This window comes from Pseudomonas sp. P2S-1, from assembly GCF_057197725.1.
This window is the reverse complement of sequence record NZ_CM170068.1, coordinates 5,947,512-5,964,714: the sequence shown is the minus strand read 5'-3', so window position 1 is coordinate 5,964,714 and position 17,203 is coordinate 5,947,512. Positions and strand designations below refer to the sequence as shown.

General features: G+C 64.3%; 17 protein-coding genes. 10 read left to right on the top strand and 7 right to left on the bottom strand.

Annotated features, from left to right (window positions below):
• The first annotated feature begins 226 nt into the window (after positions 1-226).
• Genes dapE through AC2CQI_RS26730 form a run of 3 tightly spaced genes read left to right on the top strand, consistent with a single transcriptional unit; the run spans position 227 to position 2,586 of the window.
• A complete protein-coding gene (gene dapE / locus AC2CQI_RS26740) occupies positions 227-1,378 on the top strand; it encodes a succinyl-diaminopimelate desuccinylase (protein ID WP_075806232.1) in 1,152 nt (383 codons plus the stop codon).
• Positions 1,378-2,190, top strand: coding sequence for a putative RNA methyltransferase (locus AC2CQI_RS26735; protein ID WP_075806233.1), 813 nt, complete (start codon positions 1,378-1,380; stop codon positions 2,188-2,190). Before dapE ends, AC2CQI_RS26735 begins: the two co-directional genes overlap by 1 nt.
• An 18-nt stretch (positions 2,191-2,208) precedes the next feature.
• Positions 2,209-2,586 (top strand): hypothetical protein, encoded by a 378-nt coding sequence (locus tag AC2CQI_RS26730; RefSeq protein WP_075806234.1) that lies wholly within the window; start codon positions 2,209-2,211, stop codon positions 2,584-2,586.
• A gap of 73 nt (positions 2,587-2,659) precedes the next feature.
• On the opposite strand, the gene AC2CQI_RS26725 is transcribed toward AC2CQI_RS26730, so the two are convergent.
• A complete protein-coding gene (locus AC2CQI_RS26725) occupies positions 2,660-2,869 on the bottom strand; it encodes a cold-shock protein (RefSeq protein WP_045189627.1) in 210 nt (69 codons plus the stop codon).
• A gap of 221 nt (positions 2,870-3,090) precedes the next feature.
• Between AC2CQI_RS26725 and plsB the strand changes: the two genes are divergently transcribed.
• The 3 genes from plsB to AC2CQI_RS26710 all read left to right on the top strand — a co-directional run bounded on the left by plsB (position 3,091) and on the right by AC2CQI_RS26710 (position 6,787).
• Positions 3,091-5,571: a glycerol-3-phosphate 1-O-acyltransferase PlsB gene (plsB, locus tag AC2CQI_RS26720; RefSeq protein WP_075806235.1), complete on the top strand. Its 2,481-nt coding sequence runs from the start codon at positions 3,091-3,093 to the stop codon at positions 5,569-5,571.
• Between the two features lie 89 nt (positions 5,572-5,660).
• Positions 5,661-6,059, top strand: a complete 399-nt coding sequence (locus AC2CQI_RS26715; protein WP_484578395.1) for a YbaY family lipoprotein — start codon at positions 5,661-5,663, stop codon at positions 6,057-6,059.
• A 38-nt stretch (positions 6,060-6,097) separates the two neighbouring features.
• Positions 6,098-6,787: a DUF4197 domain-containing protein gene (locus AC2CQI_RS26710; RefSeq protein WP_075806237.1), complete on the top strand. Its 690-nt coding sequence runs from the start codon at positions 6,098-6,100 to the stop codon at positions 6,785-6,787.
• Between the two features lie 135 nt (positions 6,788-6,922).
• Here AC2CQI_RS26710 and AC2CQI_RS26705 read toward each other — a convergent pair whose 3' ends face one another.
• Positions 6,923-9,991: an efflux RND transporter permease subunit gene (locus AC2CQI_RS26705; protein WP_484578394.1), complete on the bottom strand. Its 3,069-nt coding sequence runs from the start codon at positions 9,989-9,991 to the stop codon at positions 6,923-6,925.
• A gap of 6 nt (positions 9,992-9,997) precedes the next feature.
• Positions 9,998-11,098, bottom strand: coding sequence for an efflux RND transporter periplasmic adaptor subunit (locus tag AC2CQI_RS26700; protein ID WP_484578393.1), 1,101 nt, complete (start codon positions 11,096-11,098; stop codon positions 9,998-10,000).
• A gap of 111 nt (positions 11,099-11,209) precedes the next feature.
• On the opposite strand from AC2CQI_RS26700, the gene AC2CQI_RS26695 reads away from it, so the two are divergent.
• The 3 genes from AC2CQI_RS26695 (at position 11,210) to AC2CQI_RS26685 (ending at position 13,150) form a co-directional block, all read left to right on the top strand.
• On the top strand, positions 11,210-11,587 hold the full coding sequence (locus AC2CQI_RS26695; RefSeq protein WP_484578392.1) for a type II toxin-antitoxin system Phd/YefM family antitoxin: 378 nt from the start codon (positions 11,210-11,212) through the stop codon (positions 11,585-11,587).
• 567 nt (positions 11,588-12,154) lie between these two features.
• Positions 12,155-12,391 (top strand): hypothetical protein, encoded by a 237-nt coding sequence (locus AC2CQI_RS26690; protein ID WP_075806241.1) that lies wholly within the window; start codon positions 12,155-12,157, stop codon positions 12,389-12,391.
• 123 nt (positions 12,392-12,514) lie between these two features.
• Complete coding sequence (locus AC2CQI_RS26685) at positions 12,515-13,150, top strand: TetR/AcrR family transcriptional regulator (RefSeq protein WP_484578391.1); 636 nt, start codon at positions 12,515-12,517, stop codon at positions 13,148-13,150.
• A 137-nt stretch (positions 13,151-13,287) separates the two neighbouring features.
• Here the strand turns inward: AC2CQI_RS26685 and AC2CQI_RS26680 are convergent, their stop codons facing one another.
• On the bottom strand, positions 13,288-14,067 hold the full coding sequence (locus AC2CQI_RS26680; protein ID WP_484578390.1) for a class I SAM-dependent methyltransferase: 780 nt from the start codon (positions 14,065-14,067) through the stop codon (positions 13,288-13,290).
• A 91-nt stretch (positions 14,068-14,158) separates the two neighbouring features.
• Between AC2CQI_RS26680 and AC2CQI_RS26675 the strand changes: the two genes are divergently transcribed.
• Entirely contained in the window at positions 14,159-14,779 is a 621-nt protein-coding gene (locus AC2CQI_RS26675; protein ID WP_484578389.1) for an energy transducer TonB, read from the top strand.
• Here AC2CQI_RS26675 and AC2CQI_RS26670 read toward each other — a convergent pair.
• From AC2CQI_RS26670 to AC2CQI_RS26660, 3 genes are read right to left on the bottom strand one after another with little or no spacing between them, the layout of a single operon-like run.
• On the bottom strand, positions 14,776-15,465 hold the full coding sequence (locus tag AC2CQI_RS26670) for an extensin-like domain-containing protein (RefSeq protein WP_075806245.1): 690 nt from the start codon (positions 15,463-15,465) through the stop codon (positions 14,776-14,778). The two genes, AC2CQI_RS26675 and AC2CQI_RS26670, sit on opposite strands and share 4 nt — an antisense overlap.
• A gap of 7 nt (positions 15,466-15,472) precedes the next feature.
• Positions 15,473-16,303 carry an isocitrate lyase/PEP mutase family protein gene (locus AC2CQI_RS26665; protein WP_075806246.1) on the bottom strand — a complete coding sequence of 277 codons (831 nt, stop codon included), beginning with the start codon at positions 16,301-16,303 and terminating at the stop codon, positions 15,473-15,475.
• A 29-nt stretch (positions 16,304-16,332) separates the two neighbouring features.
• Positions 16,333-17,202, bottom strand: coding sequence for a DUF72 domain-containing protein (locus AC2CQI_RS26660; protein ID WP_484578388.1), 870 nt, complete (start codon positions 17,200-17,202; stop codon positions 16,333-16,335).
• Position 17,203 lies beyond the last annotated feature (1 nt).

Below are 17,203 nucleotides of genomic sequence, written 5' to 3'. Positions count from 1 at the left end.
ACCGCACCTGTAGGAGCTGGCTTGCCAGCGATAGGGCCAGATCTGACAACATCATCGTCAGTGCCGGCCTCATCGCTGGCAAGCCAGCTCCCACAGGGGCCGTGCAATCCCTGCCATTACCTTCCCTTCCCGGACAAACAGCAGCGATCCGGCGTCCTGCCACCGCGCTTTTGCTATAAGATAACGCCCCAAAATCGTACCCCCTGCCTTGCTCCCGGAGTCCCTCATGACGGCCCCCGCCGAACTCTCGCCCACCCTCGAACTGGCCTGCGACCTGATCCGCCGCCCTTCGGTGACCCCGCTCGACTTCGATTGCCAGAAACAGATGATGCAGCGCCTGGGCGACGCGGGTTTCATGCTCGAGCCGATGCGCATCGAGGACGTCGATAACTTCTGGGCCACCCACGGCACCCAGGACGGTCCGGTGCTGTGCTTCGCCGGCCATACCGACGTGGTCCCCACCGGCCCGGTGCAGGCCTGGCAGAACGATCCGTTCGAGGCGCTGATCGACGCCGACGGCATGCTCTGCGGGCGCGGCGCCGCCGACATGAAGGGCAGCCTGGCATCGATGATCGTCGCCACCGAGCGCTTCGTCGCCGACTACCCGAACCACCGCGGCAAGATCGCCTACCTGATCACCAGCGATGAAGAAGGCCCGGCCCACCACGGCACCAAGGCCGTGGTCGAGCGCCTGCGCGCGCGGGGCGAGCGCCTGGACTGGTGCATCGTCGGCGAACCGTCGAGCACCACCCTGGTCGGCGACGTAGTCAAGAACGGCCGTCGCGGCTCCCTCGGCGCCAAGCTCACCGTGCGCGGCAAGCAGGGCCACGTGGCCTATCCGCACCTGGCCCGCAACCCGATCCACCTGGCCGCCCCGGCCCTGGCGGAACTTGCCGCCGAGCACTGGGACGAAGGCAACGCGTTCTTCCCGCCGACCAGCTTCCAGATCTCCAACCTGAACTCCGGCACCGGCGCCACCAACGTGGTCCCGGGCGAACTGACCGCGCTGTTCAACTTCCGCTTCTCCACCGAATCCACCGTCGAAGGCCTGCAGCAGCGCGTCTCGGCGATCCTCGACAAGCACCAACTGGACTGGGACGTGGAATGGGCGCTGTCCGGCCTGCCGTTCCTCACCGAACCGGGCGACCTGCTGGACGCGGTATCGGCCAGCATCAAGGCGGTCACCGGTCGCGAGACCAAGGCCTCCACCAGCGGTGGCACCTCCGACGGTCGCTTTATCGCCACCCTGGGCACCCAAGTGGTCGAACTGGGCCCGGTCAACGCCACCATCCACCAGGTCGACGAGCGCGTCCTCGCCAGCGACCTCGATGTGCTGACCGAGATCTACTACCAGACCCTGACCCGGTTGCTCGCCTGATGCTCGCCTGCCCCATCTGCCGCGAGCCCCTGCGCGACCTCGACAACGGTGTCGGCTGCCCCGCCGGCCACCGTTTCGACCGGGCCCGCCAGGGCTACCTGAACCTGCTGCCGGTGCAGCACAAGAACAGCCGCGACCCCGGCGACAACCAGGCCATGGTCGAAGCCCGTCGCGACTTTCTCAACGCGGGTCATTACGCGCCGGTGGCGAAACGCCTGGCCGAACTGGCCGCCGAGCGCACGCCCGCGCGCTGGGTAGATATCGGCTGCGGCGAGGGTTACTACACGGCGCAACTGGCCGAAGCCCTGCCAAAGGCCGATGGCTATGCCCTGGACATCTCCCGCGAGGCGGTCAAGCGCGCCTGCAAGCGCAGCCCGCAACTGACCTGGCTGGTGGCGAGCATGGCCCGGGTGCCGCTGGCCGATGCCAGTTGCCAGTTCATTGCCAGCGTCTTCAGCCCGCTGGACTGGCAGGAGGCACGCCGCCTGCTGAGCCCCGGCGGCGGCCTGATGCGGGTCGGCCCGACCAGCGGCCACCTGATGGAGTTGCGCGAGAAGCTCTACGACGAAGTGCGCGACTACGCCGACGACAAGCACCTGGCCCTGGTCCCGGCGGACATGGCCCACGCCCACAGCGAAATCCTCGAATTCCGCCTGAGCCTGGCCAACCCCGCCGACCGCGCCAACCTGCTGGCGATGACGCCCCACGGCTGGCGCGCCAGCGCCGAACGGCGGGCGGCGGTGATCGACCAGGCGGCGCCGTTCGACGTGACGGTATCGATGCGTTACGACTATTTTGTCCTGCAGGACTGAGCCTTTCCGGAGAATCCCATGCGCCAACCCGATATCGAGATTTACCTGAAGGACGCCGACGTCGACCACAAGCAGATCACCGCCTGGCTCAACGACGCCGTCGGTCCGTGCAGCGAGTGGAAGCAGAAAGGCCAGACCTTCAAATGCACCGCCGGTGACATTCCTGTTACCTGGCTGCCCAAGGCCGTAGGAAAATGGAACAGTCTCTACCTGGAAAGTGACAGCACGCCGTGGGAAGACGACATCGCCTGCGCTCGGGCTGCCCATGCCGCACTGAACGTCGAAGTACGCTGCGCACCGGGTAGCTGGGTCGAGGAAGAAGGCGAGGAAGACGCTGATCGCTGGATCCGCATCAGTGCCGATGGTGAAGAAGAGATTACCTGGCGCACCCACTGAAGCTGCAAGCTTCAAGCGGCAAGCTGCAAGTCTGGCGCGGTCAACTTGCAGCTTGTAGCTTGCGACTTAAAGCTTAAAGACCGATCACATCCTCGGCCTGCAAGCCTTTCTGGCCTTGGGTCAGGCTGTATTCGACCTGCTGCCCTTCCAGCAGAGTGCGATGCCCTTCACCGCGAATCGCACGGTAGTGAACGAAAACGTCCGCCCCGCCTTCCCGTTGAATGAAGCCATAGCCCTTGGCGTCATTGAACCACTTCACACTTCCAGTCTCACGAGACGACATCAGTAACACTCCGGATTTTTATTTTGGACTCGCCTTGTCAGCGGGGGAATGGGAACCCCTGCGTACGCCGCTTGCCGAATATTCCTGCAAACGGCGGACCGAGTATAAGACAGACATAAATTATTTTTCATGACCAGACCGGTTTTTGCTCAACTTACGCGGATACGGCACACTTGCCCGCCTGTCTGCACGACCGTTCCATTTTCCAGAGCACACTCCACATGACCCATTCCCCCTTGCGCCGCCTGATCTTTGGCGCCCTGCGCCGACTGTTGTACCTGTGGGTTCGCTCCGAGACCATCAACCAGTCCTCCTTCACCCTCAACCTGGACCGCAGCCGTCCGGTGTTCTACGCCATCCAGTCGCCGTCGCTGACCGACCTCGCGGTACTGGACAAGGAATGCACCAAAGCCGGGCTTCCACGCCCGGTATTGCCCGTGGCCGTGGGCGAGCTGATGGAGCCCGCCGCGTTCTTCTACCTGACCCCGGAGCCCGACTGGCTCGGCCGCCAGTACAAGCGCGGCGCACCGCCGACCCTGGGCCGCCTGGTCAGCGCGGTCAGCCAGCAGCCCGAGCAGGATGCGCAGATCATTCCGGTCAGCGTGTTCTGGGGCCAGTCGCCGGCCAGTGAGTCGAGCCCATGGAAACTGCTGTTCGCCGACAGCTGGGCGGTGACCGGGCGCCTGCGCCGGCTGCTGACCATCCTGATCCTCGGGCGCAAGACCCGGGTGCAGTTCTCCGCGCCGATCCACCTGCGCGAGCTGGTCGATCACAACAAGGGCCACGAACGCACCGTGCGCATGGCCCAGCGCCTGCTGCGGGTGCACTTCCGCAACCTGAAGACCGCGGTGATCGGCCCGGACATCTCCCACCGGCGCAACCTGGTCAAGGGCCTGGTCCATGACCCGCTGGTGCGCCAGGCCATCGCCGACGAGGCCGAGCGCGAGAAGATCCCGCTGGCCAAGGCCGAAGCCACGGCGCTCAAATATGGCAACGAGATCGCCTCGGACTACACCTACACCGCGATCCGCTTCCTCGAAGTGGTGCTGAGCTGGTTCTGGAACAAGATCTACGACGGCATCAAGGTCAACCATATCGAGCAGGTCCAGGGCATCGCCCCCGGCCACGAGGTGATCTACGTTCCCTGCCACCGCAGCCATATCGACTACCTGCTGCTCTCCTACCTGCTGTTTCGCAACGGCCTGACCCCGCCGCACATCGCTGCCGGGATCAACCTCAACATGCCGGTGATCGGCGGCCTGCTGCGCCGTGGCGGGGCCTTCTTCATGCGCCGCACCTTCAAGGGCAACCCGCTGTACACCGCGGTGTTCAACGAGTACCTGCACACCCTGTTCACCAAGGGCTTCCCGGTGGAGTACTTCGTTGAGGGCGGCCGCTCGCGCACCGGGCGCATGCTGCAACCCAAGACCGGCATGCTGGCCATCACCCTGCGCAGCTTCCTGCGTTCATCGCGCACGCCGATCGTCTTCGTCCCGGTGTACATCGGCTACGAGCGGGTGCTGGAAGGCCGCACGTACCTTGGCGAACTGCGCGGGGCGAGCAAGAAGAAGGAGTCGATCTTCGACATCTTCAAGGTCCTCGGCGCGCTCAAGCAGCGTTTCGGCCAGGTCTCGGTGAACTTCGGCGAGCCGATCCGCCTCAACCAGTTCCTCGACCAGCAGCAACCCGGCTGGCGCGAACAGCCACTGGCCCCGCAGTTCCGCCCGGCCTGGCTGAACGAAACGACGTCGCGCCTGGGTGAGAAAGTCGCCCGCCACCTCAACGAAGCGGCGGCGATCAACCCGGTCAACCTGGTGGCCCTGGCCCTGCTCTCCACCAGCCGCCTGGCCCTGGATGAACGCGCCCTGACCCGGGTCCTCGACCTGTACCTGGCCTTGCTGCGCCAGGTGCCCTACTCGCCGCATACCACCTTGCCGGAAGGCGACGGTGCGGCCCTGATCGACCACGTGCGCGGCATGGACCTGCTGGCCGAGCAACGTGACGCCTTGGGACGCATCCTCTACCTGGACGAGCAGAACGCCGTCCTGATGACCTACTACCGCAACAACGTCCTGCACATCTTCGCCCTGCCGGCGCTGCTGGCGAGCTTCTTCCAGAGCAGCTCGCGGATGAGCCGCGAGCTGATCCTGCAATACGTGCACGCGCTGTATCCGTACCTGCAATCGGAGCTGTTCATCCGCTGGGAGCAGGACGAGCTCGATGGCGTGGTCGACCAGTGGCTGCAAGCCTTCGTCGAACAGGGCCTGCTGCGCAAGGAAAACGACGTCTACCTGCGCCCGGCACCGAGTTCGCGGCAGTTCGTCCTGCTGACCCTGCTGGCCCGGGCCATCACCCAGACCCTGCAGCGCTTCTACATGGCCACCGCGCTGCTGCTCAACAGCGGCCAGCACAGCCTGAGCGCCGAGGAGCTGGAGGACCTGTGCGTGGTCATGGCCCAGCGCCTGTCGATCCTGCATGGCCTGAATGCCCCGGAGTTCTTCGACAAGAGCCTGTTCCGCCACTTTATCCAGACCCTGGTCGAGCAAGGCGTGCTGCGCCCGGACGCAGCCGGCAAGCTGGGCTTCCACGACAAGCTCGGGGAATTGGCCGAGGGCGCGGCCAAGCGTGTACTGTCGGCAGAGGTGCGCCTGTCGATCCGCCAGGTCGCCCTGCACCGTGACGAAGCGGTAAGCGGCGAATAATCCCCCAGCAGTGCGGGAAGTCGGCTACCGAAAAATCCGCTAAAGTCCTCGATATCGGCCACAAGCCGGTATCAAGGACCGGAGACCCCATGAAAAAACTCTTTATGCTGTGCTGCGCCTCGCTGATCGCGGCCTGCTCCAGCCACACCCCTGCCGACAAGGCCTCGCTGGAGGGCGAAGTGTTCTACCTGCAACGCATTGCCCTGCCGCCGACGGCGACCCTGAATGTTGCCTTGCAGGACATTTCCCTGGCCGACGCCCCCGCCGTGACCCTCGCCAGCCAGAATGGCCCGGTCAAGGGCCAGGTGCCGCTGCCGTTCCACCTGTCCTACGACAAGGCCCAGCTCAAGCCCGGCCACCGCTACGCGGTGAGCGCGCGCATCGAACTGGATGGCAAGCTGCTGTTCATTAATACCGAGCAGCACAGCGTCATGCTCGACGGCAGCGATGCACAGCCGCTGCGGATCAAGGTCGATGCGGTCCGCTGATCCCTCGTTTTCCCTGCTTTTTCCATAAGGATGTCGTCATGATTCGCCGTACCCTCACCCTGACCGGCCTGTGTGCCGGCCTGCTGCTGTCTGCCAGCGCGTTTGCCCTGTCCCTCAGCGACCTGTCGCAGAAAGATGCTTCCGGCGGCCTTAAGGATGCCCTGAGCCAGGGCGCGCAGATTGCCGTCAAGCAGCTCGGCACCCCGGGCGGCTTCAGCAACAACCCGGATGTGCGCATCGAATTGCCGGGCAAGCTCGGCAAGGCGGCGAAGAAGATGAAGCAGTTCGGCATGGGCGCCCAGGTCGACGAACTGGAGACCAGCATGAACAAGGCGGCTGAAGCCGCCGTGCCGCAGGCCCAGGCGATTTTGCTGGAAGCCGTGAAGAAGATGACCGTGGATGACGCCAAGGGCATTCTCAGCGGCGGCAAGGATTCCGCGACCCAGTACCTGAGCAAGACCAGCCGCGAGCAGATCCGTGAGAAATTCCTGCCGATCGTGAAAAACGCGACCGACAAGGTTGGCGTGGCGCAGAAGTACAACCAGTTCGCCAGCCAGGCCGCGACCTTTGGCCTGGTCGATGCCAACAGCTCGAATCTCGAGGGTTACGTGACCGAGCAGGCGCTCAACGGCCTGTTCGAGATGATCGGCAAGCAGGAAGCCAGCATCCGCGAGAACCCGGCGGCAGCGGCGACCAGCCTGGCCAAGAAGGTCTTCGGGGCCCTGTAACCTGCCCTCGAATAAAGGCTGAACACAAAACCCTGTGGGAGCTGGCTTGCCAGCGATGAGGCCGGCACTCACAAAAATGTTGCCAGATAGGGCCCTATCGCTGGCAAGCCAGCTCCCACAAGGTCCGCGTCGTTTTCACTCCTCTCTCTTGACCCTGAACCACGCCGCATACAACGCCGGCAGGAACAGCAAGGTCAACGCCGTCGCCACGATCAACCCACCCATGATCGCCACCGCCATCGGCCCGAAGAACACACTGCGCGACAACGGGATCATCGCCAGCACCGCCGCAAGCGCAGTCAGCACGATCGGCCGGAAACGCCGCACCGTCGCCTCGATGATCGCCTGCCAACGCCCCAGTCCTGCCGCGATGTCCTGCTCGATCTGGTCCACCAGGATCACCGAGTTGCGCATGATCATCCCCGACAGGGCAATGGTCCCGAGCATGGCCACGAAGCCGAACGGCTGGCGGAACACCATCAGGAACAGCACCACGCCGATCAGCCCCAGCGGCGCGGTGAGGAACACCATCGCCATGCGCGAGAAGCTGCGCAGTTGCAGCATCAGCAGGGTCAGCACCACCACGATGAACAGCGGCACCCCGGCATTCACCGAGTTCTGCCCGCGGGTCGAGTCTTCCACGGTGCCGCCGACGTCCAGCAGATAACCGTCCGGCAGTTCCGCACGCACCGGATCGAGGGTCGGCAGGATCTGCTTGACCAGGGTCGCCGGCTGGTCCTTGCCGTAGATATCAGCACGCACGGTCACGGTCGGCAGGCGGTTGCGGTGCCAGATGATGCCTTCCTCGAAGCCATACTCCAGGGTCGCCACCTGCGACAGGGCCACGCTGCGGCCGTTGTCGGTGGGCACCGACAGGCTCGACAGATGAGCCAGTTCGGTACGCTCCTCCTGGGTGCCGCGCAGCAGGATCTCGATCAGTTCGTTGTCCTCGCGGTACTGGCTGACGCTGCTACCGGTCAGCGAACTCTGCAGGAAGCGCGACAGGGCGGCAGTGCTGACGCCAAGGGCCCGGGCACGGTCCTGGTCGATGTTCAGGTAGACCACCTTGCTCGGTTCTTCCCAGTCCAGATGGACGTTGGCCACATGCGGATTCTCGCGCACCTTGGCCGCCACCTTGCGCGCCAGGGCGCGAACTTCCTCGATGTGCTCGCCGGTCACGCGGAACTGCACCGGGTAACCCACGGGCGGACCGTTTTCCAGGCGAGTCACGCGGGAGCGCAGGTCGGGGAACTGCTCGTTGAGGGTCTCGATCAGCCAGGTTCGCAGCACTTCGCGGTCTTCAATGGTCTTCGCCAGCACCACGAACTGCGCGAAGCTGGCGGCCGGCAACTGCTGGTCCAGCGGCAGGTAGAAACGCGGCGAACCGGTGCCGACATAGGCCACGTAGTTGTCGATGCCTTCACGCTGCTTGAGCATGTCCTCCAGGCGCTTGACCTGCTCGGCGGTGTTGCTCAGGGACGCGCCTTCGGCCAGCTTGAGGTCGACCATCAGTTCCAGGCGCCCGGACGCCGGGAAGAACTGCTGCTCGACGAAGCGGAAGCTCATCACGCTTCCGACGAACAACGCGACCGTCAGCACGATCACCGTCTTGCGCCGGGTCACGCACCAGCTCACCACCCGGCGCACGCGCTGGTAGAACGGCGTGCCGTAGGGGTCGGTCTCGCCATTGGTGGTGCCGTGCTTTTTCGCATGCAGCTTGGCCAGGTCCGGCAGCAGGCGCTCGCCGAGATACGGCACGAACACCACCGCCGCTACCCACGAGGCCAGCAGGGCAATGGTCACCACCTGGAAGATCGAGCGGGTGTATTCGCCGGTGCCGGACTGGGCGGTGGCGATGGGCAGGAAGCCCGCCGCGGTGATCAGGGTGCCGGTGAGCATCGGGAAGGCCGTGCTGGTCCAGGCGTAGCTGGCCGCCTTGAGCCGGTCGAAGCCCTGCTCCATCTTGATCGCCATCATCTCCACGGCAATGATCGCGTCGTCCACCAGCAGGCCGAGCGCCAGCACCAGGGCGCCGAGGGAGATCTTGTGCAGGCCGATGCCGAGGTAGTACATGGTGGCGAAGGTCATCGCCAGCACCAGCGGAATCGCCAGGGCGACCACCAGGCCGGTGCGCATGCCGAGGGAGAAGAAACTCACCAGCAACACGATGGCCAGGGCTTCGACCAGTACCCGGACGAACTCGCCGACGCCGGTCTTCACCGCTGCCGGCTGGTCGGACACCTTGCGCAGTTCCATGCCTGCCGGCAGGTTGCTGGAGATCCGCGCGAACTCGGCCTCCAGGGCCTTGCCCAACACCAGGATATCGCCGCCGGCCTTCATCGAGACCGCAAGGCCGATCGCGTCCTCGCCCATGAAGCGCATGCGCGGCGCGGGCGGGTCGTTGAAGCCGCGATGGACCTGGGCCACATCGCCGATGCGGAAGGTGCGTTCACCGACGCGGATCGGAAACTGCTCGATCTGCTCGACGCTGTCGAAACGCCCGCTGACCCGCAGTTGCAGGCGCTCGGCCGGGGTCTCGAAGAAGCCGGCGGTGCTTACCGCGTTCTGCTCTTCCAGCGCCTGCTGCACGGCCGCCAGCGGCAGGCCCAGGGTGGACAGCTTGGTGTTGGACAGCTCGATCCAGATCTTCTCGTCCTGCAGCCCGAGCAGTTCGACCTTGCCCACGTCCTTGACCCGTTGCAACTGGATCTGCACGCGGTCGGCGTAGTCCTTGAGCACGGCGTAGTCGAAGCCCTTGCCGGTCAGCGCATAGATATTGCCGAACGTGGTGCCGAATTCATCGTTGAAGAACGGCCCCTGGATCCCCGGCGGCAGGGTGTGGCGGATATCCGCGACCTTCTTGCGGATCTGGTACCACAGCTCGGGGATATCCGCCGAATGCATGGAATCCCGGGCCATGAAGGTGACCTGGGACTCACCGGGACGCGAGAACGAGACGATCTTTTCGTACTCGCCGGTCTCCATCAGCTTCTTTTCGATGCGTTCGGTGACCTGGCGCGAGACTTCCTCGGCGCTGGCGCCGGGCCACAGGGTCCGGATGACCATGGCCTTGAAGGTAAAGGGCGGATCTTCGCTCTGGCCGAGCTTGGTGTAGGACAGTGCCCCGACCAGTGCCAGCAGGATCATCAGGAACAGCACGATCTGCCGGTTGCGCAGGGCCCAGGCGGAAAGGTTGAAACCCATGGGGACTTACTCCTTGGCCGCCAGGTCTACCGTGCGATTGGACCGGTCCACCGGCCGTATCTGTTGTCCCTCGTGCAGCACATGGCCACCGGCGGCGACCACCCAGTCGCTGGCGCTGAGGCCTTCGAGCACCGGCACGCTGTCCTGTCCGTAGGCTCCGACCCGCACCGGCACGCGCTGCAGGGTGCTGTTGGCATCGACGCGCCAGACGTAGGCCTGGCCGTTCTCCGCGCTGACGGCCGAGAGCGGCACGGCCAGGGGAATCTGTTCGGCATGCTGGATGAAGACCCGGGCGCTCTGGCCCAGCTCGGCGGGCAGCTTGCCGGTGTTGAAGGCGATGCGTGCGGCGAAGGTGCGCGAACGCGGGTCGGCGGCCGGCGACAGCTCGCGGATACGGCCATCGAAACGCTGGCCGGGCTGCGACCACAGCTCCACTGTGACCGACTGGCCCACGCTGAAGCGGCCGAAGTTCTGCTCCGGCAGGCTGATCAGCACCTCACGTTCGCCGTCGGCGGCGAGGGTGAACACGGTCTGGCCGGCGGCGACCACCTGGCCGACTTCCACCTGGCGCTTGGACACCACGCCGTCCTGGGAGGCGCGCAGTACCGAATAGCCGGCCTGGTTGCCGGCCACGTCGAACTCGGCGCGCACCTGCTTGAGCCGGGCAAGTCCGGCGCGATAGAGGTTTTCCGCGTTGTCGTACTGGGAATGGCTGACCATCTGCCGGTCAAGCAGCTTCTGGTAACGATCACGCTCGGCCTGCACCAGGCTCAGGTTGGCCTCGGCGGCGGCGACCTGGGCGCGGGTCGCTTCCAGTTGCAGGCGCACGTCCTGCGGGTCCAGTTCGGCCAGTGGCTGGTCGGCCTTGACCCGCTGCCCCTCCTCCACCAGGCGCTTGCTCACCTTGCCGCCGATGCGAAACGCCAACTCCGGCTCGAAGCGCGCGCGCACCTCGCCGGGGTAGCTGTCCACCGCAGCCGAAGCCGGCTGCGGCTGCACCACCATGGCGGGGCGAATAACGGTTGGCGCCGCGGCTTCCTGCCCGCAAGCGGACAACAGCGCGACCAGAACGGCGGGCAGAGCGAGGGGCAAGGCATGACGCAACATGGGTAATGACCTTTCGCGAAGGGGGTGCTTCGAATATTTATACTGGCGGGTATATTAAATCAGTGGATTGCAGTGGGGAAGGTGGATTTTTGGCCTTGAATAGATCAACAGATGCGCATTGTTTTACGTATTACATTGCATATACTCCACGCCATGCATCGTGCATTCAGCGCGACCACCCTCTGTAAACGTATTGAGGCAAATGCCATGAGTGCACTTCTTGACCGGGCTGAGCAGGCGGTGTCTGCTACCGCGATGGTTCGAAGCTTCAGCGCGAAATTGAAGGAAGTTACCAGCGGGAAGCACTCTCATTTGGTGATCTTCAAGGACAACGAGCCCGCCGCTGTCCTAGTTGGAGTGCAGTCCTGGCAGGCATTGCAGGATGAGCTCGAAGACCTTCGCGCCGAACGTCTCGCCATCGATCGCCTGTCCACCTTGGACGAAGAGAAAACGGTGAGCCTTGAAGACATGGCCGCTCGGTTCAAGTAGGCAGTGGCGCAGGTAATGGCAATTGTGCGTGCGGGCACTTTATGTGCGCCGGGATGCCTATGACCCGGTCTGTCAACCCACGCACAATTGCCTCCTTGGCTAATGAAGTTGTCGCAGTCAGAAGCGTAGCTTGTCGGTTTGCCGAACCGTCGCAAAACCTGCGCCCTCGGACTTCCTGACACGTTGAAGTGGTTGGTTTCAGGGCCGCTCCGCGCCCCTTCGCGAGCAAGCTCGCTCCCACACGAATTCTGTTGCATATAGCTACGAAACTTCACCGATTTCCGACTTTCTTGTAGGCAATTTCCCAAGCATACTCACCAGCCCTATCAGTCGTTGCGTTCCCCAAAAATCACACCTAGTCTCCGTCGGTCGTTGAAAAATCAACGACAGGGCTTTGACAGGCTCTTGGGGTCATTACGCTCGGTTGCTATGGCGGCTGTGCGTGTGGGCACCTTCGGGTGCGCCAGGCTTTCTATGGCCCCTGGTCTGTCAACCCGCGCACAGTTGCCACCCTCCGTTTGACAGCGGACAAGGCAAATCCCGATCAACGGCCATAGAGATACAACCATGAAAAAACTCGTCCCCGATCCACCTCCCGTCCTGTGCGTCCGCGCCGGGATCTCCCACGAAAAATCCATCCATCTGGCGCAGCAGCACCTCGACAGCGCCATGAACATCGCCCATGAAATCGCCGAGCATGCCAGCACTGAACAACAGGAGCGGGTCAACGACGCCATCCTGCAGATGCAGATCACCCGTGCCTTGCTGAAGGTTTCGGCGGCAACGCTGGACGTGGTGGTGTAACCGCCAATCGCGACGGTTCGACAGCCTTCGGGCCGTCGCGATTACGGCAATTCGACAACCTGACCTGACCCCGCCTCGCCCGCGATGTACTATCTCCCGCTTCAAACCCTGCAAAAGTGACCCATGTCCCAAGATCCCACCGTATCCAACGGCCCAGGACGGCCCAAGGATCTGGCCAAGCGCCAGGCCATCCTCGAAGCCGCCAAGGAACTGTTTCTCACCAATGGTTATGCCAGCACCAGCATGGATGCGGTCGCGACAGCGGCAGGTGTGTCGAAACTGACGGTCTACAGCCACTTCAACGACAAGGAAAACCTGTTTACCGAGGCGATCATCGCCACCTGCCAGGCGCAGTTGCCGGGGCTGATCTTCGAGTTGCCCGAAGGCGTGCCGCTGGAACAGGTGCTGATGAAGATCGGCCGGGGGTTCCAGGTGCTGATCAACAGCGATCATTCGGTGAAGCTGCATCGTCTGATCATTGCCCAGGGTCCGCAGGATCCGCAGCTCGGGCAGATGTTTTTCGAAGCGGGGCCGGCGCGGGTGCTGCGGGAAACCGAAGTATTGCTGAAGCTGGCTGATGAGCGCGGCATGCTGCGGATTGCAAATCCGTCTACGGCGGCCGAGCATTTTTTCTGCCTGCTCAAGGGCGGGGCGAACTTCAGGTTGCTGCTGGGGTGTGCCGGGCCTTTGGAGGCTGAAGAGGCCGAGGCGCATGTGCGAGAAGTGGTGGAGCTGTTTCTACGGGCTTATCGCGTCTAGTCCGGACACCACAAACCCCTGTGGGAGCTGGCTTGCCAGCGATTGGGCCCGATCTGACAACATCTTTGTCAGTGCCGGCCTCATCGCTGGCAAGCCAGCTCCCACAGTTTTTTTGGTGTCTGTCAGATCGAATCAAGTCAGGGCTTGAGCGCTTTCTTCGGGTAGATGTCATACCGGCTGGATTTCCCCTCCAGGCTATGACTCGGCTTCGCCCCCTCGATGATCGGCGCCTTGCGCGGGCGCTTGACTACCACCCGGTGGGTCGCCAGCGCCAAAGCCGCTTCGAGCAACGCCGGCGCATCCAGGTCATCCCCGACCAGCGGCCGGAACACGCGCATTTCCTTCTTCACCAACGCGCTCTTGTCGCGGTGCGGGAACATAGGGTCGAGATAGATCACCTGCGGCGGCTCGCCCTCCCAGTTACGCATGCGCTCGATAGAGTTGCCATGCAGCAGTTCCATGCGCGCCACGATCGCCCCCACCTCGTCGTCCTTGGCCGCCCGCGCCAGACCATCCTCCAGCAACGCCGCCACCAGCGGCTGGCGCTCGATCAGCTGCATCCGGCAACCCAGGGTCGCCAGCACGAATGCGTCCTTGCCCAGCCCGGCCGTGGCATCCAGCACATGCGGCCGCACGCCCTGGGCAATGCCCACCGCCTTGGCGATCATCTGCCCGGCCCCGCCGCCATACAGCCGCCGATGGGCCGCACCGCCTTCAAGAAAGTCCACCCGCACCGGCCCCGGCGCCTGTGGCCCGAGCTGCTGGATCTGCAAGCCATCCACGCCAATCTGCACGGCAAACGCAGCCTCGGCATCGACCAGCGGCAAGCCCAGGCGCGCGGCCCATTGCTCGGCCTGCGCCTGATATCCGGCGTCCAGTGCCTCGACCCGGATCCCGCCTTCGACCTGCTGCTCCACGCTCACCTTCCTGCTCAAAAAAAGTTAAAGATCGGCACCAGCGGCCGATACACACAGTATCGCGCCATTTTGCCAGAGCTCTTCGACAACCATGTCAGAGATTCTTCAACTTCCCTCAGGCTACCTGTCACCCGTCGGTGACTACAGCCGCCACAACACCCAGGCCCTGGGCGGCGTCAGCCACCTGTGGTCGGACTTCTTCGCCCGCGCCCTGGCCGCGCAGCAGGAAGAAGGCGTGGTGCGCGAGCCGCTGCCGGTTGAAGAAACGGATGTCGAGACCGGCGAGCCGATCACCGGCAGCCAGACCCTGGCACAGATCCAGAGCCAGCGCCTGTGCAACGTCACCGATACCGAGATCGCCCCGCCTGAGCCGCTGTTCCTGCCGATCGCCGAGTTCGAGCTGGACCTGCTGGACAAACCCGCCCCACCCTTCAGCGCCGCCGAACTGATCGAGCAACAACGCCAACTGGATATCAGCAACAACTGGGTGCGCCCGGTGGTCATGAGCCAGGGCCATCCGCACCCCGAGCCCGGCCCGGCGCCGTCGCCTTACCCGCTGCACCTGCCGATCGCCGAACTGGAGCGCAAGCTGCTCGACCCGGCAGCCGAGCCGTTCGACGACGCCACCCTGGCCAAGCAGCAGCACGACCTGGACTTCGATATCCAGTGGGCCCGCCCGGTCGTCCTGAACAACGTACGCATCGCCGCCTAACGACAGACCCGCCAGCGCCCCATATCCAGGTGAAAGTGATTGTGATGGGCGGCGTTGTAGTCCGGCCCCAGCACCGTATTGAAACTCTCGCAGGCAGCATCCCGCGTTTCGCGCAAGAACCGCGCCTTCGGCCCGTCCCCGCTCCAGTCCTTTTGCAGTTCGATACGCTGGCCGTCCTTCAGGCGAAAGCCAGCGATATCCAGGGCATTGGCCGTGGCGTGCTGACTGAGACGACCCTCGGCGCGGTTGTAGACATTGCGACAGGCATAACTGCCGAGATGATCGACCTGCGCCACCGGCTGCCCGAACACCCGCTGCGCCGCCGGTTGCAGGCCATGGCGCTCGAACAGGGCAAAGGCCACCGCAACCGGGCAGGTGGCGAGAAAGCTGCTGCTCAGCCTCACTTCTGCGCCCTGGACGCGGACCACATTGGTCAGCGGGCAGTTGCCGCTGGTGGTATCTGCCTGCCGGCTGTAACGCAGGCCAGACGTCGCCAGGACCTCGGCACACAACTGCGGGTCGTCACGCAGACGACCGAGTTTCCACGACGTGAGGAAATTGGGTGGCTGACGCACATCCAGCGGCGCCCAGGGATTCCACTGATCCGGCAGACGCCAGCCCTGTCGCCAGCCGAACAGCGCCACGCCGGCCAGCACCGCTATCAGCACCAGTCCACCGTAGCGCATCGTCACCTCAGCGGCGGAACAGGTCGTTGAGCTGGGCGAAGGTCATGGCCTTGTCGCCATGGTCGAAGCGCCCTTCCCCGCGCATCCGTGTCGCCGCCTCGAAGAAGGCGCCATAGGCGACCCGGGCCAGGGACGAGCCGACACTGATGCGCTTCACGCCCAGCGCCTTGAGGTCTTCGAAACTCAAATCCACACCTGCCAGCCCCATCAGCACATTGACCGGCTTCGGCGCCACCGCCTTGACCACCCGCTGGATGTCTTCGGCAGTCCGCAAGCCGGGCGCGTAGAGCACATCGGCTCCCGCCTCGGCGAAGGCTTGCAGGCGGGCGATGGTGTCGTCCAGGTCATTGCGCCCGTGCAGCAGGTTTTCCGCACGGGCACAGAGCATGAAAGGGAAATCCAGGCTGCGGGCAGCCGCGACGGCAGCCTCGACCCGCTCCACCGCGCGGTGGAAGTTGTAGATCGGCTCGTCCTCGCGCCCGGTCGCATCCTCGATGGAGCCGCCCACCAGACCGATCTTCGCCGCCTGCAGGATGGTTTCGGCGCAACCGCTGGGCTCCTCGCTGTAGCCGTTCTCCAGGTCCGCCGCCACCGGCAGGGCCGTGGCATCGACGATGGACTGGGCATTGGCCAGGGTTTCGTCGCGACTCACCGCACCTTCCGCATCCGGCCGCCCGAGAGCGAAGGCCAGCCCGGCGCTGCTGGTGGCCAGGGCCTCGAAGCCAAGGCTGGCCAGCAGCTTGGCCGAACCGGCATCCCAGGGGTTGGGAATGACGAAGGTTCCGGGGCGTTCGTGCAGCGCCTTGAAGGCTTCGGCACGCAGGGTTTGCACATCCATGGTGGAACTCCCAGGCAGACGAGGGGAAATCAAAGCAGTCCGAGTTGTTCGACCTGCGGCCCCCGGTCGGGTTCATGCAAAGGCGCCAGCCCGGGCAGGCGTTCCATCAAGCCATGATGGAAACGCTGGGCCAAAGCCGCCGCCAGGCGGTTGTCAGCGGTATGCAGGAAAACATAAGGGCTGCGTCCTTCCTCGATCCAGGCCGCGACCTTGTCCAGCCACTGCACCAGGAACGGCTCGTTGGCCTCCAGCTCAGGGTGGCCGATAAAGCGCACCTGCGGTTGCTGGCTGAACGCCGTAGGCCGTGGTGGCACCCGCGGCTTTTTCGACTGGGCATGCAGCACGCTCGGATCGCGGGACGTGCAACTGAACAGCGCCCGCGGATCGAGGCAGATGCGCTCGATGCCGCGCTCGTTCAGCAGGCGGTTGAGCTGACGCTCCTCCTCGCCCTTGGCGAAGAAGGCGTCATTGCGCACCTCGACCGCCACCGGCACGCCAAGCTCGTCGATAAAGTGCATCAGCTCGCCCAGCCGCGCCGGGCCGAACATCGCCGGCAGTTGCAGCCAGTACGGCGAAACCCGCTCACCCAGCGGCTTGAGCAACTGCACGAAGGTCCGCGCCGCTTCGAGCTGGGCGTACAGATCGCCGCTATGGCTGATATCGCCGGGAAACTTGGCGGTAAAGCGGAAATGCGCGGGCATGACCTGGGCCCAGCGCTCAATGGTGGCCGGTGCCGGGCGGGCATAGAAGGTGGTATTGCCCTCGACCGCATTGAACACCTGGCAGTACAGGCCGAGGAAATCGGTGCTTTTCGCGTCGGAGGGATACAGGTAGTCGCGCCAGGCGTTTTCGCTCCAGGAGGGACAACCGAGGAAATAAGGCAGGGATGCTGAGCTCATT

What these genes read in the sequence shown, in the direction of transcription:
- AC2CQI_RS26670 (WP_075806245.1), bottom strand. Translation starts at nt 15,465, where the DNA reads ATGCGCTACGGTGGACTGGTGCTGATAGCGGTGCTGGCCGGCGTGGCG.
- plsB (WP_075806235.1), top strand. Translation starts at nt 3,091, where the DNA reads ATGACCCATTCCCCCTTGCGCCGCCTGATCTTTGGCGCCCTGCGCCGA.
- AC2CQI_RS26690 (WP_075806241.1), top strand. Translation starts at nt 12,155, where the DNA reads ATGAAAAAACTCGTCCCCGATCCACCTCCCGTCCTGTGCGTCCGCGCC.
- AC2CQI_RS26700 (WP_484578393.1), bottom strand. Translation starts at nt 11,098, where the DNA reads ATGTTGCGTCATGCCTTGCCCCTCGCTCTGCCCGCCGTTCTGGTCGCG.
- AC2CQI_RS26730 (WP_075806234.1), top strand. Translation starts at nt 2,209, where the DNA reads ATGCGCCAACCCGATATCGAGATTTACCTGAAGGACGCCGACGTCGAC.
- AC2CQI_RS26685 (WP_484578391.1), top strand. Translation starts at nt 12,515, where the DNA reads ATGTCCCAAGATCCCACCGTATCCAACGGCCCAGGACGGCCCAAGGAT.
- AC2CQI_RS26665 (WP_075806246.1), bottom strand. Translation starts at nt 16,303, where the DNA reads ATGGATGTGCAAACCCTGCGTGCCGAAGCCTTCAAGGCGCTGCACGAA.
- AC2CQI_RS26715 (WP_484578395.1), top strand. Translation starts at nt 5,661, where the DNA reads ATGAAAAAACTCTTTATGCTGTGCTGCGCCTCGCTGATCGCGGCCTGC.
- AC2CQI_RS26705 (WP_484578394.1), bottom strand. Translation starts at nt 9,991, where the DNA reads ATGGGTTTCAACCTTTCCGCCTGGGCCCTGCGCAACCGGCAGATCGTG.
- AC2CQI_RS26725 (WP_045189627.1), bottom strand. Translation starts at nt 2,869, where the DNA reads ATGTCGTCTCGTGAGACTGGAAGTGTGAAGTGGTTCAATGACGCCAAG.
- AC2CQI_RS26710 (WP_075806237.1), top strand. Translation starts at nt 6,098, where the DNA reads ATGATTCGCCGTACCCTCACCCTGACCGGCCTGTGTGCCGGCCTGCTG.
- AC2CQI_RS26675 (WP_484578389.1), top strand. Translation starts at nt 14,159, where the DNA reads ATGTCAGAGATTCTTCAACTTCCCTCAGGCTACCTGTCACCCGTCGGT.
- AC2CQI_RS26735 (WP_075806233.1), top strand. Translation starts at nt 1,378, where the DNA reads ATGCTCGCCTGCCCCATCTGCCGCGAGCCCCTGCGCGACCTCGACAAC.
- AC2CQI_RS26695 (WP_484578392.1), top strand. Translation starts at nt 11,210, where the DNA reads ATGCGCATTGTTTTACGTATTACATTGCATATACTCCACGCCATGCAT.
- dapE (WP_075806232.1), top strand. Translation starts at nt 227, where the DNA reads ATGACGGCCCCCGCCGAACTCTCGCCCACCCTCGAACTGGCCTGCGAC.
- AC2CQI_RS26660 (WP_484578388.1), bottom strand. Translation starts at nt 17,202, where the DNA reads ATGAGCTCAGCATCCCTGCCTTATTTCCTCGGTTGTCCCTCCTGGAGC.